This window comes from Kitasatospora sp. NPDC096128, from assembly GCF_040303105.1.
GTDB lineage: Bacteria > Actinomycetota > Actinomycetes > Streptomycetales > Streptomycetaceae > Kitasatospora.
This window is the reverse complement of record NZ_JBEOSP010000017.1, coordinates 67,730-83,188: the sequence shown is the minus strand read 5'-3', so window position 1 is coordinate 83,188 and position 15,459 is coordinate 67,730. Positions and strand designations below refer to the sequence as shown.

At 73.3% G+C, this 15,459-nt stretch carries 14 protein-coding genes; 8 read left to right on the top strand and 6 right to left on the bottom strand.

Going from position 1 to position 15,459, the window contains the following annotated elements:
- Window positions 1–86 precede the first annotated feature (86 nt).
- The 3 genes from ABTY61_RS20350 (at window position 87) to ABTY61_RS20340 (ending at window position 3,339) form a co-directional block, all read left to right on the top strand.
- A complete protein-coding gene (locus ABTY61_RS20350) occupies window positions 87–1,751 on the top strand; it encodes an NRAMP family divalent metal transporter (RefSeq protein ID WP_350506506.1) in 1,665 nt (554 codons plus the stop codon).
- 118 nt (window positions 1,752–1,869) lie between these two features.
- Entirely contained in the window at window positions 1,870–2,604 is a 735-nt protein-coding gene (locus tag ABTY61_RS20345; RefSeq protein ID WP_350506406.1) for an MgtC/SapB family protein, read from the top strand.
- Between the two features lie 57 nt (window positions 2,605–2,661).
- A complete protein-coding gene (locus ABTY61_RS20340; RefSeq protein ID WP_350506405.1) occupies window positions 2,662–3,339 on the top strand; it encodes a YoaK family protein in 678 nt (225 codons plus the stop codon).
- A 30-nt stretch (window positions 3,340–3,369) separates the two neighbouring features.
- Here ABTY61_RS20340 and ABTY61_RS20335 read toward each other — a convergent pair whose 3' ends face one another.
- The gene (locus ABTY61_RS20335; protein ID WP_350506404.1) at window positions 3,370–4,035 is read right to left on the bottom strand and encodes an Rv1733c family protein; all 666 of its coding nucleotides are present in this window, start codon (window positions 4,033–4,035) and stop codon (window positions 3,370–3,372) included.
- A 361-nt stretch (window positions 4,036–4,396) separates the two neighbouring features.
- Here ABTY61_RS20335 and ABTY61_RS20330 point away from each other — a divergent pair, with 361 nt between their 5' ends.
- From ABTY61_RS20330 to ABTY61_RS20320, 3 genes are read left to right on the top strand one after another with little or no spacing between them, the layout of a single operon-like run.
- Window positions 4,397–4,921: a PadR family transcriptional regulator gene (locus ABTY61_RS20330; protein WP_350506403.1), complete on the top strand. Its 525-nt coding sequence runs from the start codon at window positions 4,397–4,399 to the stop codon at window positions 4,919–4,921.
- Entirely contained in the window at window positions 4,918–5,604 is a 687-nt protein-coding gene (locus tag ABTY61_RS20325; RefSeq protein ID WP_350506402.1) for an ABC transporter ATP-binding protein, read from the top strand. Before ABTY61_RS20330 ends, ABTY61_RS20325 begins: the two co-directional genes overlap by 4 nt.
- Complete coding sequence (locus ABTY61_RS20320) at window positions 5,601–7,835, top strand: FtsX-like permease family protein (RefSeq protein WP_350506401.1); 2,235 nt, start codon at window positions 5,601–5,603, stop codon at window positions 7,833–7,835. Before ABTY61_RS20325 ends, ABTY61_RS20320 begins: the two co-directional genes overlap by 4 nt.
- A 144-nt stretch (window positions 7,836–7,979) precedes the next feature.
- On the opposite strand, the gene ABTY61_RS20315 is transcribed toward ABTY61_RS20320, so the two are convergent.
- On the bottom strand, window positions 7,980–8,432 hold the full coding sequence (locus tag ABTY61_RS20315; protein WP_350506400.1) for a nucleotide triphosphate diphosphatase NUDT15: 453 nt from the start codon (window positions 8,430–8,432) through the stop codon (window positions 7,980–7,982).
- A 22-nt stretch (window positions 8,433–8,454) separates the two neighbouring features.
- Window positions 8,455–9,939, bottom strand: coding sequence for an SDR family NAD(P)-dependent oxidoreductase (locus ABTY61_RS20310; protein WP_350506505.1), 1,485 nt, complete (start codon window positions 9,937–9,939; stop codon window positions 8,455–8,457).
- A gap of 306 nt (window positions 9,940–10,245) precedes the next feature.
- Here ABTY61_RS20310 and ABTY61_RS20305 point away from each other — a divergent pair, with 306 nt between their 5' ends.
- Window positions 10,246–11,685, top strand: a complete 1,440-nt coding sequence (locus ABTY61_RS20305; protein ID WP_350506399.1) for a GuaB1 family IMP dehydrogenase-related protein — start codon at window positions 10,246–10,248, stop codon at window positions 11,683–11,685.
- Window positions 11,686–11,742: 57 nt separating this feature from the next.
- Here the strand turns inward: ABTY61_RS20305 and ABTY61_RS20300 are convergent, their stop codons facing one another.
- Window positions 11,743–12,693, bottom strand: coding sequence for a DUF5995 family protein (locus ABTY61_RS20300; protein WP_350506398.1), 951 nt, complete (start codon window positions 12,691–12,693; stop codon window positions 11,743–11,745).
- A gap of 189 nt (window positions 12,694–12,882) precedes the next feature.
- Between ABTY61_RS20300 and ABTY61_RS20295 the strand changes: the two genes are divergently transcribed.
- A complete protein-coding gene (locus tag ABTY61_RS20295; RefSeq protein WP_502895377.1) occupies window positions 12,883–13,719 on the top strand; it encodes a poly-gamma-glutamate hydrolase family protein in 837 nt (278 codons plus the stop codon).
- A 30-nt stretch (window positions 13,720–13,749) separates the two neighbouring features.
- Here the strand turns inward: ABTY61_RS20295 and ABTY61_RS20290 are convergent, their stop codons facing one another.
- Window positions 13,750–14,136 (bottom strand): DUF3224 domain-containing protein, encoded by a 387-nt coding sequence (locus ABTY61_RS20290; protein WP_350506396.1) that lies wholly within the window; start codon window positions 14,134–14,136, stop codon window positions 13,750–13,752.
- 179 nt (window positions 14,137–14,315) lie between these two features.
- A complete protein-coding gene (locus tag ABTY61_RS20285) occupies window positions 14,316–15,404 on the bottom strand; it encodes a PP2C family protein-serine/threonine phosphatase (RefSeq protein WP_350506395.1) in 1,089 nt (362 codons plus the stop codon).
- Window positions 15,405–15,459: the final 55 nt, after the last annotated feature.

Here is a 15,459-nt window from a genome sequence, read left to right as displayed (position 1 = left end):
GTGCGCCCGTGGGGAGGATTGCCGCTGCGTGCCCCCTGACGCCCCCTCAAGGTAGGGGGAGGGAGGCCCCCGCCATGACCAACGTGATGCTGGACCCGAAGGTTCAGACGGTCCCCACCGCCCCCGCCGCTCCCGCCGCCGCCAAGTCCGCCGTCCTGGACGACGCCCACGTCGGCGACATCAAGGGTGCGCTCGGCACCATCCGGCTCGACGACACCGCCCCCCGCAGCGGACTCTCCGCCCGGCTCAAGACCCTGCTGGCGATCGTCGGCCCCGGCCTGATCGTGATGGTCGGCGACAACGACGCCGGCGCCTTCTCCACCTACGGCCAGGCCGGCCAGAACTACGGCACCCAGCTGCTGTGGACCCTGCTCCTGCTGGTGCCCGTGCTGTACGTCAACCAGGAGATGGTGCTGCGGCTGGGCGCCGTCACCGGCGTCGGCCACGCCCGGCTGATCCTGGAGCGGTTCGGCAAGTTCTGGGGCGCGTTCAGCGTCATCGACCTGTTCCTGCTCAACGCCCTCACCCTGGTCACCGAGTTCATCGGCGTCACCATGGCGGCCGGGTACCTGGGCCTGCCCAAGGTCCTCTCCGTGGTCCTGGCGGCGGCGATCATCATCGCCTCGGCCTTCACCGGCTCCTTCCAGCGCTTCGAGCGGGTCGCCATCACGCTGTGCGTCGGCTCGCTGCTGCTGGTGCCGATCTACTTCATGGTCCACCCCAAGACCTCGCAGATGGCCCACGACTTCGTGACGCCGCAGATGCCCGGCGGCGCCGGCCAGCTCGCGGCCGTCATGATGGTCATCATCTCGATCGTGGGCACCACCGTCGCCCCCTGGCAGCTGTTCTTCCAGCAGTCGTACGTCATCGACAAGCGGATCACCCCGCGTTTCATGAAGTACGAGAAGGTCGACCTGTGGATCGGCATCGCGATCGTGATCATCGGTGCGGCCGCGCTGATCGGCCTCACGGCGGCGGCCTTCGCCGGCACCGACGGCTTCGGCCAGTTCTCCGACACCGCGGCCGTGGCCAAGGGCATCGAGGACAAGGCCGGCCACCTGGCGGGCGTGCTGTTCGCCATCGCGCTGCTGGACGCCTCGATCATCGGCGCCTTCGCCGTCTCGCTCTCCACCGCCTACGCGATCGGCGACGTCTTCGGCATCAAGCACTCCCTGCACCGCGGGGTCAAGGGCGCCAAGGGCTTCTACGCCGTCTACGCCGGCCTGGTCGCGGTCGCCGCGACGATCACCCTGCTGTCCAACGGCTACACCCAGGGCCTGATCACCCAGTTCGTCCAGGTGCTGGCCGGGGTGCTGCTGCCCTCCGCCACCGTCTTCCTGCTGCTGCTCTGCAACGACAAGGCCGTGCTCGGCCCCTGGGCCAACGGGCCCAGGACCAACGCCTTCACCTCGACGGTGGTCGGCGTGCTGGTGATGCTCTCGCTGATCCTCACCGCCTCGGTGGTCTGGCCGGACATCAGCTCGGGCGCGATCCTCTGGATCATGGCCGGGTGCGGCGTGGCGGGCGTGCTGGTCGCCGGGTACTTCTTCACCGCCGGCCGCACCGGCACCAAGGAGGACCCGATCGACCGCACCGGCCGGGAGAACTGGCGGATGCCCCCGCTGGAGACCCTGGGCCAGCCGGTCATGTCCACCGCCCGCAAGGTCGGCATGGGTGCCCTGCGCGCCTACCTGCTGATCGCGATGATCATGGTCATCATCAAGGTCGTCCAGACCGCGCTGAACCACTGAGCCGCCGAGCGGAACCCGTACGGACGGGTGGCGGGCAGCGGCCCGCCACCCGTCCGTTCCTTTTGCCCGTGATTCCCCTGCCCGTCTTCCCCGTGGATCCTCTGGAGGAGGTGCCGCCGTGCACACCCTGACCACCGTCGAGTTCCTGGTCCGGCTCGCCACCGGCGTCGCCTGCGGCGCGCTGATCGGCATCGAGCGCCAGTGGCGGGCCCGGATGGCCGGCCTGCGCACCAACGCGCTGGTCGCCGCCGGCGCCACCCTGTTCGTCCTGTACAGCGAGGCCGTCGGCGACACCGGCAGCCCCACCCGGGTCGCCTCCTACGTCGTCTCCGGCATCGGCTTCCTCGGCGGTGGCGTGATCCTGCGCGACGGCGCCGGCGTGCGCGGCCTCAACACCGCCGCCACGCTGTGGTGTTCGGCCGCCGTCGGGGTGCTGGCCGCCTCCGGAAAGCTGGAGCTGGCCGCCCTCGGCACGCTGGCGGTGCTCGCCGTGCACCTGGTGCTGCGTCCGGCCGGCCGGCTGCTCGACCGGGCCCCGCAGTCCGGCAGCGACCCGGACTCCACCTCCCGGGCCACCGTCCACCTGGAGTGCGACCGCAAGTCCGAGACCCACATCCGCGCCCTGCTGCTGCAGGCCCTGACCGCCTCCGGCCTCGCTCCCACCGGCCTGCGCGCCCGGCGCACCGAGCAGGGCGACGCCACCAACCTGCGGGCCACCGTGGCGATCAGCGGCCAGGTCGCCCCCGCGCTGGAGCAGGTCGTCTCCCGGCTCTCGCTGGAGCCGGGCGTCCGGGACCTGCACTGGCACCTGGACGACGAGTCGGACGACCCGAGCAGTACGGCACTCGCCTGAGCCCGCCGAGGTAGTAGAACGGAAGGACCGTCACGCGTACCTTCCGGGAGCCGTCCGATGCTGAGAGCCGACCCCGAGCACGGGCCGCTGGTGCCGATGCTGCTGGTGCTGACCCTGGTCACCGGGGTGGTGGACGCGGTCAGCTACCTGGCACTCGGACACGTCTTCGTCGCCAACATGACCGGCAACGTGGTCTTCCTCGGCTTCGCCCTGGCCGGCGCCCCCGGCCTGTCCGCCCCCGCCTCGCTGGCCGCCCTGGCCGCCTTCCTGCTCGGCGCGCTGGCCGGTGGGCACCTGGCCCGGCGGCTGCCCGGCCACCGGGGCCGACTGCTGACCGCCGCCGTCGCCGCCCAGGCGGTGCTGGTCGCCGTGAGCACCGCGCTGGCGGCGGGGCTCGGCCACGGCACCGAGCCCGCCCGCTACGCGCTGATCGGCCTGCTCGCCCTCGCCATGGGCGGCCAGAACGCGGTGGTCCGCTCGCTCAAGGTCCCCGACCTCACCACCACCGTGCTCACCATGACCATCACCGCCCTCGCCGCGGACCGCACCGGCCCGCGCCGGTTCGCCTCGGCGGTCTGGATGTTCGCCGGTGCGCTGCTCGGCGCCCTGCTGGTCCTCCACGCCGCCGTCCCGGTCGCGCTGGCGCTGGCCCTCGCGCTGCTGGTCGCGGTGGGCGTCCTCACCCACCTCGCCGCGAGGGCCGTCCCGGCCCCGGCCTGGACGGCGCGCCGCTGAGCAGCCGGCGGGGGATCGACCGAGGCGGGTTCACTCCTCCCGGCGGTGCCCGGCGCGGCCGCTCCAGAGCGGCTCCAGCCGGGCCCAGTCGGCGGTCCAGCCGGCTTCGGCCCGGCGGTCGAGCGCCCTGAGCCGAAGTCGCAGCCCGAGGGTGAGCAGGGCGGACAGGACGAGGAGGGCGCCGGCCCCGGTACAGGCCGCGGAGACGGCGAGGGCGGCGGGGTCGAGCGGGGGAGCGGTGGCGTTGCCGTCGGGGTCGACCCAGAGAGGGACGACGGAGCCGCTGACGGACGAGCCGGGGGCCTCGACGGCGCCGGTGTGCGGGGTGGTGCCGGGGTAGGTCCAGGAGGCCTCGACCTCGACCCGGTCGCCGTAGCCGCCGGAGAACCGGCTGGTGGAGGCCGCGTCACGGGTGTTTCCGGAGTTCCCGGCGGTCACCACGGCGTTGATCCGGTGCACCCGGGCCCGGTCGGTGTCGGCCTGTGGCGCGGTGGCGCGGAAGAGCAGCAGCGCGCCGCCGACGGAGAGGGCGGCGGCCAGCAGCCCGCCGACCACGGTGAGCAGCCAGGCGCGGGCGCGGGACCGGTCGAGGGGGCGCGCCAACGGTTCGTGCCGGGCGCCGAGGGCCCGCCGCAGCTGACGTCCGGTTCGCCGCGGGCGCGACGCGGGCCGGGCCGGGCGGGGTGTGCTGGGCACGCTGAGGCCTCCTCAGGGACGCGGGTGCGCAGGGGGTTTCATCACCCAATCTCCACCCGACCGCCTCTCTCGCACAAGAGTGTGATGCACCTGTGGTGCTGCTCGGCCCTGTCCACCCGGGACGTTCGGCCCTCGGCAGCAGTCGGCGGCCCCGGCAGGCTGGAGTCCGGCCGCGCCCCCCGTGCCTGGGCGCGGCCCCGGGCCGGTGACCGTGGGGGTGCCGGGCCGCGGTGCGGAGCAGGGGGTGGTCGTGCGGCCGCCTCCTGCCCGCCCCTGTCGACGAGTTGACGTTCCACCAGGTCAGAGGCTTGTTCTCGCCAGGTATACACTCGATGTATATCCCTGGTGTATGGTCCTCCGCATGAGTGTTCCTTTGACCCTCCTCGGGCTGCTGGAGCGGGAGCCGAGTCACGGCTACGACCTCAAGCGCGACTACGACTCCTTCTTCGGCCGGGGCAAGCCCCTCCCGTACGGCCAGGTCTACGCGACCCTCGGCCGACTGGCCCGCGACGGCAAGGTGATGGCCGGCGAGGCCGAGCCCGGCGACGGGCCCGAGCGCAAGCGCTACGTCATCACCGAAACCGGGGCGACCGAGTTCGAGACCTGGCTCCAGGAGCCCGTCGCCCCCGAACCCACCCTGCAGTCCGTGCTGTTCACCAAGGTGGTGCTGGCCCTGCTGCTCGGCCGCGACGCCGAGCTGTACCTGGACACCCAGCGGGCCGCCCACCTGCGCCGGATGCGCGAGCTCACCGAACTGCGCCGCAACGGCGCCCTGGTGGACGCCCTGCTCGCCGACCACGGCCTGTTCCACCTGGAGGCCGACCTGCGCTGGATCGACCTGACCGCCGCCCGGCTCGACGCCCTCGCCGCGGAGGTGCGCGGATGACCCCCGTCATCGAGGCCCGCGACCTCGCCCTCGCCTTCGGCGAGACGCCCGCCCTGCGCGGGGCCAGCCTGTCCGTCCAGGCCGGCGAGGTGCTCGCCATCATGGGCCCCAGCGGCTCGGGCAAGTCGACGTTACTGCACTGCCTGGCAGGCATCCTGGTGCCCGACGCGGGCGAGGTGCTGTTCGAGGGGCAGCGCCTGGACCGCATGAGCGAGGCCCAGCGCAGCGCCCTGCGCCGCGACAGGTTCGGCTTCGTCTTCCAGTTCGGCCAGCTGGTACCGGAGTTGACGGCCGAGGAGAACGTCGCCCTGCCGCTGCTGCTGAACGGCGTCCGCCGGGGCGCCGCACTGGCCCAGGCCCGCCCCTGGTTCGCCCGGCTCGGCCTGGACGGCCTGGAGCAGCGCCGCTCCGGCGAACTCTCCGGCGGCCAGGCCCAACGCGTGGCGCTGGCCCGCGGCCTGGTGGCCCGGCCGCGGCTGCTGTTCGCCGACGAGCCGACCGGTGCGCTGGACTCGCTCACCGGCGAGCAGGTGATGGAGCTGATGGTGGCCTCGGCCCGGGAGCAGGGCACCACCGTCATCCTGGTCACCCACGAACCGCGGGTCGCCGCCTACGCCGACCGCGAGGCGATCGTCCGCGACGGCCAGGCCCGTACGCTCTCCGCCGGATCGGTGGCCCCGTGATCGCCTTCTCGCTCCGGCTGGCCGTCAGCGGCGGCCGGGAGGCCGTGGCCCGGCTGCTGATGATCGCGGCGGCGGTCGCGATCGGGGTGGGACTGCTGCTGTCCACCGTCTCCAGCATGAACGCGATCGACCGCATGAACGCCCGGCAGGTCTGGATGAACACGGGGGCCAAGGGCGCGACGGCGGCTGCCCCGGCGGACCCGCTCTGGTGGCACGCGCGGATGGACTACTACCGGGGGGAGAGCGTCTTCCGGGCCGACCTCGCCCCGACCGGGCCCACCTCGCCACTGCCGCCCGGTCTGACCCGGTTTCCCGCGCCCGGCGAGTACTACGCGTCCCCGGCGCTGGCGAAGCTGCTGCGCGAGACCCCGGCCGTCGAGCTGGGCGACCGCTTCCCGGGACGGCAGGTCGGCACCCTCGGTGAGGACGCGCTGCCCTCACCGGACACCCTCGCGGTCGTGACCGGCCGCACCGCCGACGAGGTCCGGGCGATGCCGCGGGCCGCCGGCGTCACCAGCATCGCCACCACGCTGCCCACCGACTGCGAGTACGACTGCTACGGCGCGGGCGTGCACGGGGACGCACTCGTCCTCGTGCTCACGGTGGTGGCCGCCGCGCTGATCTTCCCGGTGCTGATCTTCATCGGCACCGCGACCCGGTTGTCCGCCGCCACCCGCGAGCAGCGCTACGCCGCGATGCGGCTGGTGGGGGCCACCCCGGGCCAGGTATCGGTGATCTCGGCGGTGGAGTCCACCGTCGCGGCGGTGGTCGGCACGGTCGTCGGCTTCGGTCTGTACTTCGTGCTGAAACCGCTGGTGGCCGACGTACCGTTCACCGGCGCCCGCTTCTTCGCCTCCGACCTGAGCCTGACCCCGACCCAGGTGGCCGGGGTGGTGCTGGGCGTGCCGCTGGCGGCCGCGCTCGCCGCCCGGTTCGCGTTGCGCAGGGTCACCATCTCGCCGCTCGGGGTCTCCCGTCGGGTCACCCCGAAGCCGCCGAGCCCCTGGCGGCCGGCCCCGCTGGTGGTCGGTCTCGCCGAGCTCGGCTACTTCGTCGCCGACCACCCGAAGACCACCAACGGGCAGTCGTTGGCGTACCTGAGCAGCTTCGTCCTGGTCATGCTCGGTCTGGTGATCGCCGGTCCGTGGCTCACCCTGGCGACCGCCCGGGCGGTCGCCAGGCGGACGAGTCGGCCGGCCACGCTGATCGCCATGCGTCGCCTGGGGGACGACCCGAGGGCCGGCTTCCGCTCGGTGGCCGGTCTGGTGCTCGCGCTGTTCGTCACCACCGCGACGCTGGGCATCATGAGCACCATCAATGTGAACCGTGGTTCGATCGACGGCGCTCCCGAGGTCCGCAAGGCGGTCGTGGCCACCCCGCTGCTCGGCCCGGAGCGGCCGGCGGTGCTCCCCTCGGTGCCCGACGGGGTGATGGCCAGGGCCCGGGCCGTCCCCGGCTTCGAGGGGATGGCGCTGCTGCACGACAACCCGGCCGGGATCGGTGCGTCGCAGTACGGCCGGGAACGGCTCGTGCCCGTCCTGGTCCGCTGCTCGGAACTGGCTCAGATCCCCGCCGTCGGCCACTGCGCGCCCGGGGCCGTGGTCGCGGCCGTCGACCGGAACGGCGTCCTGGACCTGCAGGCGCACCCGGACAAGGAGTGGCCGGCGGCGCCGGTCTCCGCCGAGGAGGTCGCCGCCCTCCCGGTGTTCATCGTCTACGCGACCACCGACGACTCCCAGGCGGCCAAGGAGCAACTGCGGACCCTGTTCACCGAGGCGTTCCCGGCGTACCTGACCAGGATGGCCGAGGACTACGCCTCCGAAGGACAGAAGAGGGTCCAGGGCTGGCGGCAGCTGGCGAACGTGGTGCTGCTGACCACCCTGCCGGTCGCCGGGTGCAGCCTCGCGGTGAGCGTGGTCGCCGGACTGTCCGACCGCAGGAGGCCGTTCGCGATGCTGCGGCTGACCGGCGCACCGCTGCGGCTGCTGCGCCGGGTGGTCGCACTGGAGAGCGCGCTGCCGCTGCTGGTGGTGTCGGCGCTCGCGATCGCGACGGGCTTCGCCGCGGCGGCGATGTTCCTCAAGGCCCAGATGGGCTATGACCTGGTGTCGCCGGACCTCACCTACTACGCGCTGACCGGCTTCGGCCTGGTCGCCTCGCTCGGCATCATCGCCTCGACCCTGCCGCTGCTGCGGCGGATCACCGGGCCGGAGGCGGCCCGCAACGGCTGAGGCCCGCAACGGCCGAGGCTCGTGCCGGCCAGGGCCCGTACCGGCTGAGGCCCGCAACGGCCAGGGCCCGTACCGGCTGAGGCCCGCAACGGCCAAGGCCCGCAAAGGAGTCGGCCACCCCGTCGGTTGCCCCGTCGTCCGCGTTCAGCGGGCGACGGGGTAGCCGTGCGTCGCGGCCCGGAGCGCCGGGGTGTACTGCGGCAGCCAGCTGCCGAGCACCAGCGCGGACGGGTAGAACATCGGCTCCGGCAGCGCGTCCACCGGGAAGCGCTCCCAGCCGGCGCAGGCGTGCGGCTCGGTGACCACGGCCTCGGCCAGGCTCGGCGGCGCCAGCACGGCGGCGGTCAGCCGGGGCCGGCCGAGCTCGTGGTCCAGGTGCACGGCGAGCACCCGCATCCGCTCGGCCGGCAGCACGATCCCGGTCTCCTCGGCCAGTTCGCGGGCCGCGGTCTGCTCGAAGGACTCGCCCGGGTCGACCTTGCCGCCGGGCAGGCTCCAGGTCGGCGGCTCGCCGGCCGTGGTGCGGCGGCCGATCAGCACCCGGCCGTCCCCGGTGGGTACGACGATCCCGGCGCCGAGCATCGGTGCGGTGGTCAACTCGCGTCCTTCCTTGTGGTGCCTACCAGTTGCCGCGCTCGTAGTCCTTCAGGAAGCAGCCGTACAGGTCCTCGCCGGCCTCGCCGCGCACGATCGGGTCGTACACCCGGGCCGCGCCGTCGACCAGGTCGAGCGGGGCGTGGAAGCCCTCGTCGGCGAGGCGCATCTTGTCCGGGTGCGGCCGCTCGTCGGTGATCCAGCCGGTGTCGACGGCGGTCATCAGGATGCCGTCGGACTCGAACATCTCCTGGGCGCTGGTGCGGGTGAGCATGTTCAGCGCGGCCTTGGCCATGTTGGTGTGCGGGTGGCCGGCGCCCTTGTAGCCGCGCTGGAACACGCCCTCCATGGCGGAGACGTTGACCACGTACTTGCGGCGCGACGCGGAGGCGGCCATCGCCGGGCGCAGTCGGCTGATCAGGATGAACGGCGCGGTGGAGTTGCAGAGTTGTACCTCCAGCAGTTCGACCGGGCCCACCTCGCTCACGGTCTGCACCCAGCTGTTGGTGGGCGCGAGGTCGGGCACCAGGCCGCCGGCGTCGATCGCCGTCCCGGCCTCGATCCGGGCCGGGGTGGCGGAGCCGGTGACCAGCGCGAGGGAGGTGACGTCCTCGGCGGCCAGCCGCTGCTCGCCGCCGCCCGCCTGCTGGGGGAGGGCGGGCAGGTCGACGCTGCCGCTGTTGAAGCGGCCGATCGTGGTGGCCTGCGGCAGTGCGCCGGCCGGCAGCGGGGCGGACTCGGCGTTGACCAGCTCGCGGTAGGACTCCGCCGGGCGGCGGACGGTCTGCGCGGCGTTGTTGATCAGGATGTCCAGCGGGCCGTCGGCGGCGACCTCGTCGGCCAGGGCCATCACCTGGGCCGGGTCGCGCAGGTCGATGCCGATGATCTTGAGTCGGTGGATCCAGTCGGCGCTGTCCGGCATCGCCGTGAAGCGGCGGATCGCGTCGTTGGGGAAGCGGGTGGTGATGGTGGTGTGGGCGCCGTCGCGCAGCAGCATCAGCGCGATGTACATCCCGATCTTGGCCCGGCCGCCGGTGAGCAGCGCGCGCTTGCCGGTGAGGTCGGCCCGGGCGTCCCGGCGGGACCGGTTCACGGCGGCGCACTTCTGGCACAGGTTGTGGTAGAAGGCGTCGACCTCGACGTACCGGGTCTTGCAGGTGTAGCAGGAGCGCGGGCGCTCCAGGATGCCGGCGATCTCGGTGGTGGTGATGGTGGTCAGGCCGAAGGCGCCGGCCGTCTCGTCGTCGATCCGGGTCGGGGCGCCGGTGGCGGTGCGGGCGGTGACCTCGCGGTCGTTGGCCGTCTTGCGGGCCCGGGTCTCCTGGCGGCGGCGCTGCTTGAGCGTCCGGAATATGCCGCCGACGGCCTGGCGCACGGTGATCGCGTCCGGGTGGTCGACGTGCAGCTCGTCGAGCTCGGCGAGCACCTCCAGGCAGAGACGCAGCCGCTCGGGGTCGAGGCCCGGACCGTAGTCGATCTCCTCCTCGCCTTGACCCTGCTCGATGTCCATCTGCTCGATGCTCACGCCCGCTGCTTTCCCGATCGCCCCGCTGCCTTTACCGCGTGAATGCTACGGGAGCGGCCCCGGCCGGGGCGAAAGCCCGAGCGTGGAGCCACCCTTTGGAGGATCGCACATGTCTACGCGCGGAGCATTGATCATGCTTTGTGTGCACACCCAGCACTGGTGCTCGAACTGGCTTTTGTCCCCACCGTCACGGAGAATCGAATGCTGGGTGCCGGGCGCCCGAGTGCGCCCCGGCGGCATCGCCGCAACCGCACCCGAGGTGTACCTTCCCCCAGCCGGAGAGCCCCCTTCATGCGCTTCCTGAACGACCTCAAGCCCTCGTACGACCTGACGTACGACGACGTCTTCATGGTCCCCAGCCGTTCCTCCGTGGGCTCCCGGCAGGCCGTCGACCTCTCCTCGAACGACGGCACCGGCACCACCATCCCGCTGGTCGTCGCCAACATGACCGCCATCGCGGGCCGCCGGATGGCCGAGACCGTCGCCCGCCGCGGCGGCCTGGTCGCCATCCCCCAGGACATCCCCACCGAGGTCATCGCCGAGGTCGTCTCCTGGGTCAAGCAGCGCCACCTGGTGGTCGACACCGCGATCACCCTGGCCCCCGGCGCCACCGTCGCCGAGGCGCTCTCGCTGCTGCCCAAGCGCGCCCACGGCGCCCTCGTGGTGGTCGAGGACGGCAAGCCCGTCGGCGTGGTCACCGACTCCGACTGCCAGGGTGTCGACCGCTTCACCAGCCTCGCCGACGTCATGTCCCGCGACCTGCTGCTGCTGGACGAGGGCCTCGACCCGCGCACCGCCTTCGACAAGCTCACCGAGGCGCACCGCAAGCTCGCTCCGGTCGTCGACGGCGAGGGCAAGCTGGTCGGCCTGCTCACCCGCAAGAACGCGCTGCGCGCCACCCTGTACACCCCGGCCGTGGACGCGAACGGCAAGCTGCGGATCGCCGCCACCGTCGGCATCAACGGCGACGTCGCGGGCAAGGCCAAGGCGCTCATCGACGCCGGTGCCGACGTGCTCGTCGTCGACACCGCGCACGGCCACCAGGAGAGCATGATCAGCGCGCTGCGCGCCGTGCGCGGCCTGGACCCGCAGATCCCGATCGTGGCCGGCAACGTGGTCTCCGCCGCCGGTGTCCGCGATCTGGTCGAGGCGGGCGCGGACATCCTCAAGGTCGGTGTCGGCCCCGGCGCCATGTGCACCACCCGGATGATGACCGGCGTCGGCCGGCCGCAGTTCTCCGCCGTCCTGGAGTGCGCCGCCGAGGCCCGCCGGCTCGGCAAGCACGTCTGGGCCGACGGCGGCGTGCGCCACCCGCGCGATGTCGCCATGGCGCTGGCCGCCGGTGCCTCCAACGTGATGATCGGCTCCTGGTTCGCCGGGACCTACGAGTCCCCGGGGGACCTCCAGACCGCCGCCGACGGCCGCCAGTACAAGGAGAGCTTCGGCATGGCCTCGGCCCGTGCGGTCAGCAACCGCACCGCCCAGGACTCCTCCTACGACCGGGCCCGCAAGGCGCTCTTCGAGGAGGGCATCTCGCACTCCCGGATGTTCCTCGACCCGGCCCGCCCGGGCGTCGAGGACCTGATCGACTCGATCGTGGCCGGCGTGCGCAGCTCCTGCACCTATGCGGGCGCCAACACCCTGGAGGAGTTCCACGAGAAGGCGATCGTGGGCGTCCAGAGCGCGGCCGGCTACGCCGAGGGCAAGCCGCTGCACTCCAGCTGGGCCTGATCGGGTCGCTGGGTCGCCGGCCGCAGGGCCGTCGGCCCTGCGGCCGGCGGGGACGGGCTAGCCGGGATCGGGCCGGTTGAGCCCGCCCGCGTCCGTACCGTCGGCCGCCCGGTTCCTCGCTTCGGGGAGCCGGGCGGCCGCGGCCGTTCCGGGGCTCCCGGTGCGGTCGGGGCACTCGGCGCGGGTGTCGTGGTCGGGGTGGTCGTCCTGGACGCCGTCGATGTCGCAGTCCTCGTAGTCCTTGTAACCGTCGCGGCCGTCGCAGCCGTCGTACGGCACCAGCGGGAGCAGCAGGGCGTGGCCGAGCAGCCCGACCGTCCCGTCCAGCACCGCGGCGAAGGCCCGGGCGGCGGCCGGGAGCCCGCGCAGCTCCCAGAGTGCCTGGACGGCGGACCAGGCACCCTCCCGGGCGGCCTCGACCGACCAGGTGCCGAGCAGGTGGCTGAGCGGCTCGGCGCACTCCGGCAGCTCGGGCCCGGGCAGCAGTTGCTCCCGGACCACCGACTCCACCTCGGCCAGCACCCCGTTGATCCGGTGGTAGTCCGGTTCGACCTCGGCGGGCGCGCAGCCCCGGCGACGGCACAGCTCCACCACGGCGAGCGGCAGGTCGTGCTGGATGTGGGCGTTCATCCCGGCCAGCGCGAACTGCAGCGGGTGCACGCCCGGGTGGGCGCGCAGCGCGAACAGCGGCCGCCAGCAGGCGGGCGGCTGCTGTCCGGCCGCATCGGCGGCCACCGCCAGCAGGTACCGCCCGGCGAAGACCGCGTCCAGCTCGGCCATCGCCGGCGGGTCGGCGAAGTACCCGTCCGACAGCCGGTCGCGGACCGCCTCCGTGACGGTGAGGTAGAGCCGGTTGAAGACCGCCACCCCGTCGGCCATGGGCAGTGCCGCCGCGATCTCCCGCAGCCGGCCGACCACCTCCTCGACCGTCGCCGGCGGGCGGGCCGCAGCCGTGACGGCCGTTGCTGCAGGGGCTGTTACGGCAGGGCCTGTTGCTGTGCTGGGCATGCGCCACCCTTCGAGGCCGATCGTGCACTGATCGCATCATCGTGGCAGCGTGGAGTTGTCCCCGGTGGTCGCGGCGCGCGTCCGTCAAGGTGACGCGGGGCCGGGCCGACCGCACCGAATCCGCCCTGACTTCTATTTTGTTATGACTTTTCTAGACTTTTACCTTTCATTCGCCTCCTGAGATGATCTGTGGCCGTGATCAACCGCCGCACCCTGATGACCGCCTTCGCCGCGGCCCCGGCCCTCGCCTCCATCGGCGTCGTCCTGCGGGGCACTCCCGCGCACGCCGCCGACCTCTACCCCTCCAACACCGCGCTGTACGCCGACCCGACGCTGGTCGAGGGCGTGGACTACGGCCGCCGCTACCGCCGGCACCTGATCGACGACCAGAGCCCGCAGGGCCGTCCGGGGTTCCTCCGGACCACCGTCATCGCCCCGCACGGCGGCGGCATCGAGGCCGGCACCTCGGAACTGTGCCTGGCCGTCGCCGGCTACCACCCCGCCGACCTCGCCCCGATCCCGGCCGTCGGGTCGGCGCACGACTTCTGGATGTTCGAGGGCCTGCGTTCCTCGAACAACAGCGCGCTGCACGTCACCTCGACCCACTGCGACGACACCGTGGTCCGGGCGATGTGCTCCGGCAGCCTCAACGTGCTGTCGCTGCACGGCACCACCACCGCCCGGGCCGGCCTGGAGACGGGCGCCCAGGCCGTGCTGGTCGGCGGTCTGAACCCGAACTTCCGTCAGTACCTGTTGGAGGAGTTCGCCGCGGTGGGCGTACGCGCCGTGGCCGCGTCCGGCGAGGGGGGCATCGCGGGTATCTCCCCGGAGAACATCTGCAACCGCAGCATGCTCGGCATGGGTGCCCAGCTGGAGCTGACCACCGAGCTGCGGGCCGCGATGTTCGCCCCCGGCAAGAACACCCGGGCCGACCGGGCGGCCAACACGCTGCCCCTGTTCTGGAGCTTCGCGACGGCCGTCCGGGCCGCGATCCAACGACTGGAGGCGACCCAGCCGATCCTGTGACGGGCGCGGTCGGGCGCGGTCGGGTGGGCGTCAGCCCAGCTCGTACGCCAGTACGTAGGTGTGGGTGCCGGACGCGTCGACGGACAGCCGGAACTCGCCGCTGATCCCGGCCAGCTCGCCCGCCCCCGTTCCCGGCACCACGCGTATCGTCACCCCGGTGGTGTCCCAGGCCGCGTGCTGCAGCACGAAGGAGCCCGTGCGCCCGTCCAGTTCGCCCGTCACATGCTCCACCGCGACGTACGAGGCCGGCCCGCCGGAGGCATCGCCGACGGACAGCATCCGCACCTCGCCGTGCCCGCTCAGCCCGCCGGTGAAGGTCTTGGAGATCCTGACCTGCCCGAAGGCGGCACCTTCGAGCTGCTCCGTCTCCACCGGCTCGAACGCCGTCACCTCGAACGACCCGCTCGCCTCGGCCATGGCACGCTCCCCTCGTCAGTCCTCACACGCCTTCGGCACGCACCCCTCGGCGCGTACGGTCGCCGCCCCGGCGACACCCTGTCGGCGTTCCGGCGACCGTGCGTGAAGCGTTGCACACGCGACTGACAATCGTCCCCGCCCGCTCACCGCACACACCACGCACACCCGGCGCAGCCGCCTCAGTGGTCCCAGCGCAGCGCCAGCAGTGCCGCGTCGTCGGCCAGCCCGGCGTCCCCGGTCCAAGCCCGGACGTCCGTCAGCACGGCGTCCAGCAGGTCCGCCGGACTGCTGCCGTGCAGCCCGGGCAGCCGTTCCGCCAGCGGGTAGAACCGGCCCCCGGAGTCCCGGGCCTCGGACACCCCGTCGGTGTGGAGCAGCAGCAGGTCGCCCGGGCACGGCTGGAACCGGCTCGTCGCGTAGTCCTCCCCGGTCAGCTCGCGCAGGCCCAGCGGCGGGGCCGGGACGGCCGGCGCCAGCTCGTCGACCCTGCCCGCCCGGCGCAGCAGCGGCGGCGGGTGGCCGCAGTTCACCACCCGCACCGGCTCCCGGTCGGCCGGGACGTCCAGCAGCAGCGCGGTGGCGAACCGGCCGTCGCCCGGCCGCGCGGTCAGCGCCGCGTCCAGCCGTTCGGCGAGCCGCCCGGGGTCGGGCTCGGTCCGGGCGGCCTCCCGGAACACCCCCAGCACATCCGCCGCCGTCTCCACCGCCGGGAGTCCGTGCCCCTGAACGTCGCCCAGCAGGATCCGCACCCCGAAGCGGGTCTCCACCACGGCGTACAGGTCCCCGCCGATCCGGGCCTCGGCGGTCGCCGCGACGTACCGCACGGCCAGGCGCAGCGGTCCGATCCGTTCGGCGGGCGGCCGCAGCAGGGCCCGCTGGGCGGCCTCGGCCACCGTCCGGACCTGGTACAGCTGCCGTTCCCGGGCCGCCACCAGCACCACGCTGGCGGCGCTGGCCAGGGTCGCCGCCAGGACGGTGACCGGCACGCTGATCCGCACCGAGGGCGGCAGCTGGGTGTTCCCCGACTCCAGCGCGCCGACCGCCACCAGCGCCGCCGCGCCGACCAGCAGCGGGACCCGGGCCTTGCGGGTGGTGGCCCCGGCGAGCACCGGGGCCACCGCGAGCAGCGGGGACAGGGTCGCCCCCGGGCCGAGGGCCAGGGCGGCCACCACGGCGGCGACCAGCAGTACCAGGGCGCCGTACAGCAGCAGCCGGGTCCGCCGTGGCAGGTGCAGCGGCGGAAGCCCGTCCGGGCCGTCGGCGCTCACGCGTCCTCCTCCAGTACGGGAAAAGCTTCAGGAGCCCGAGGGCCTTCGAACCACT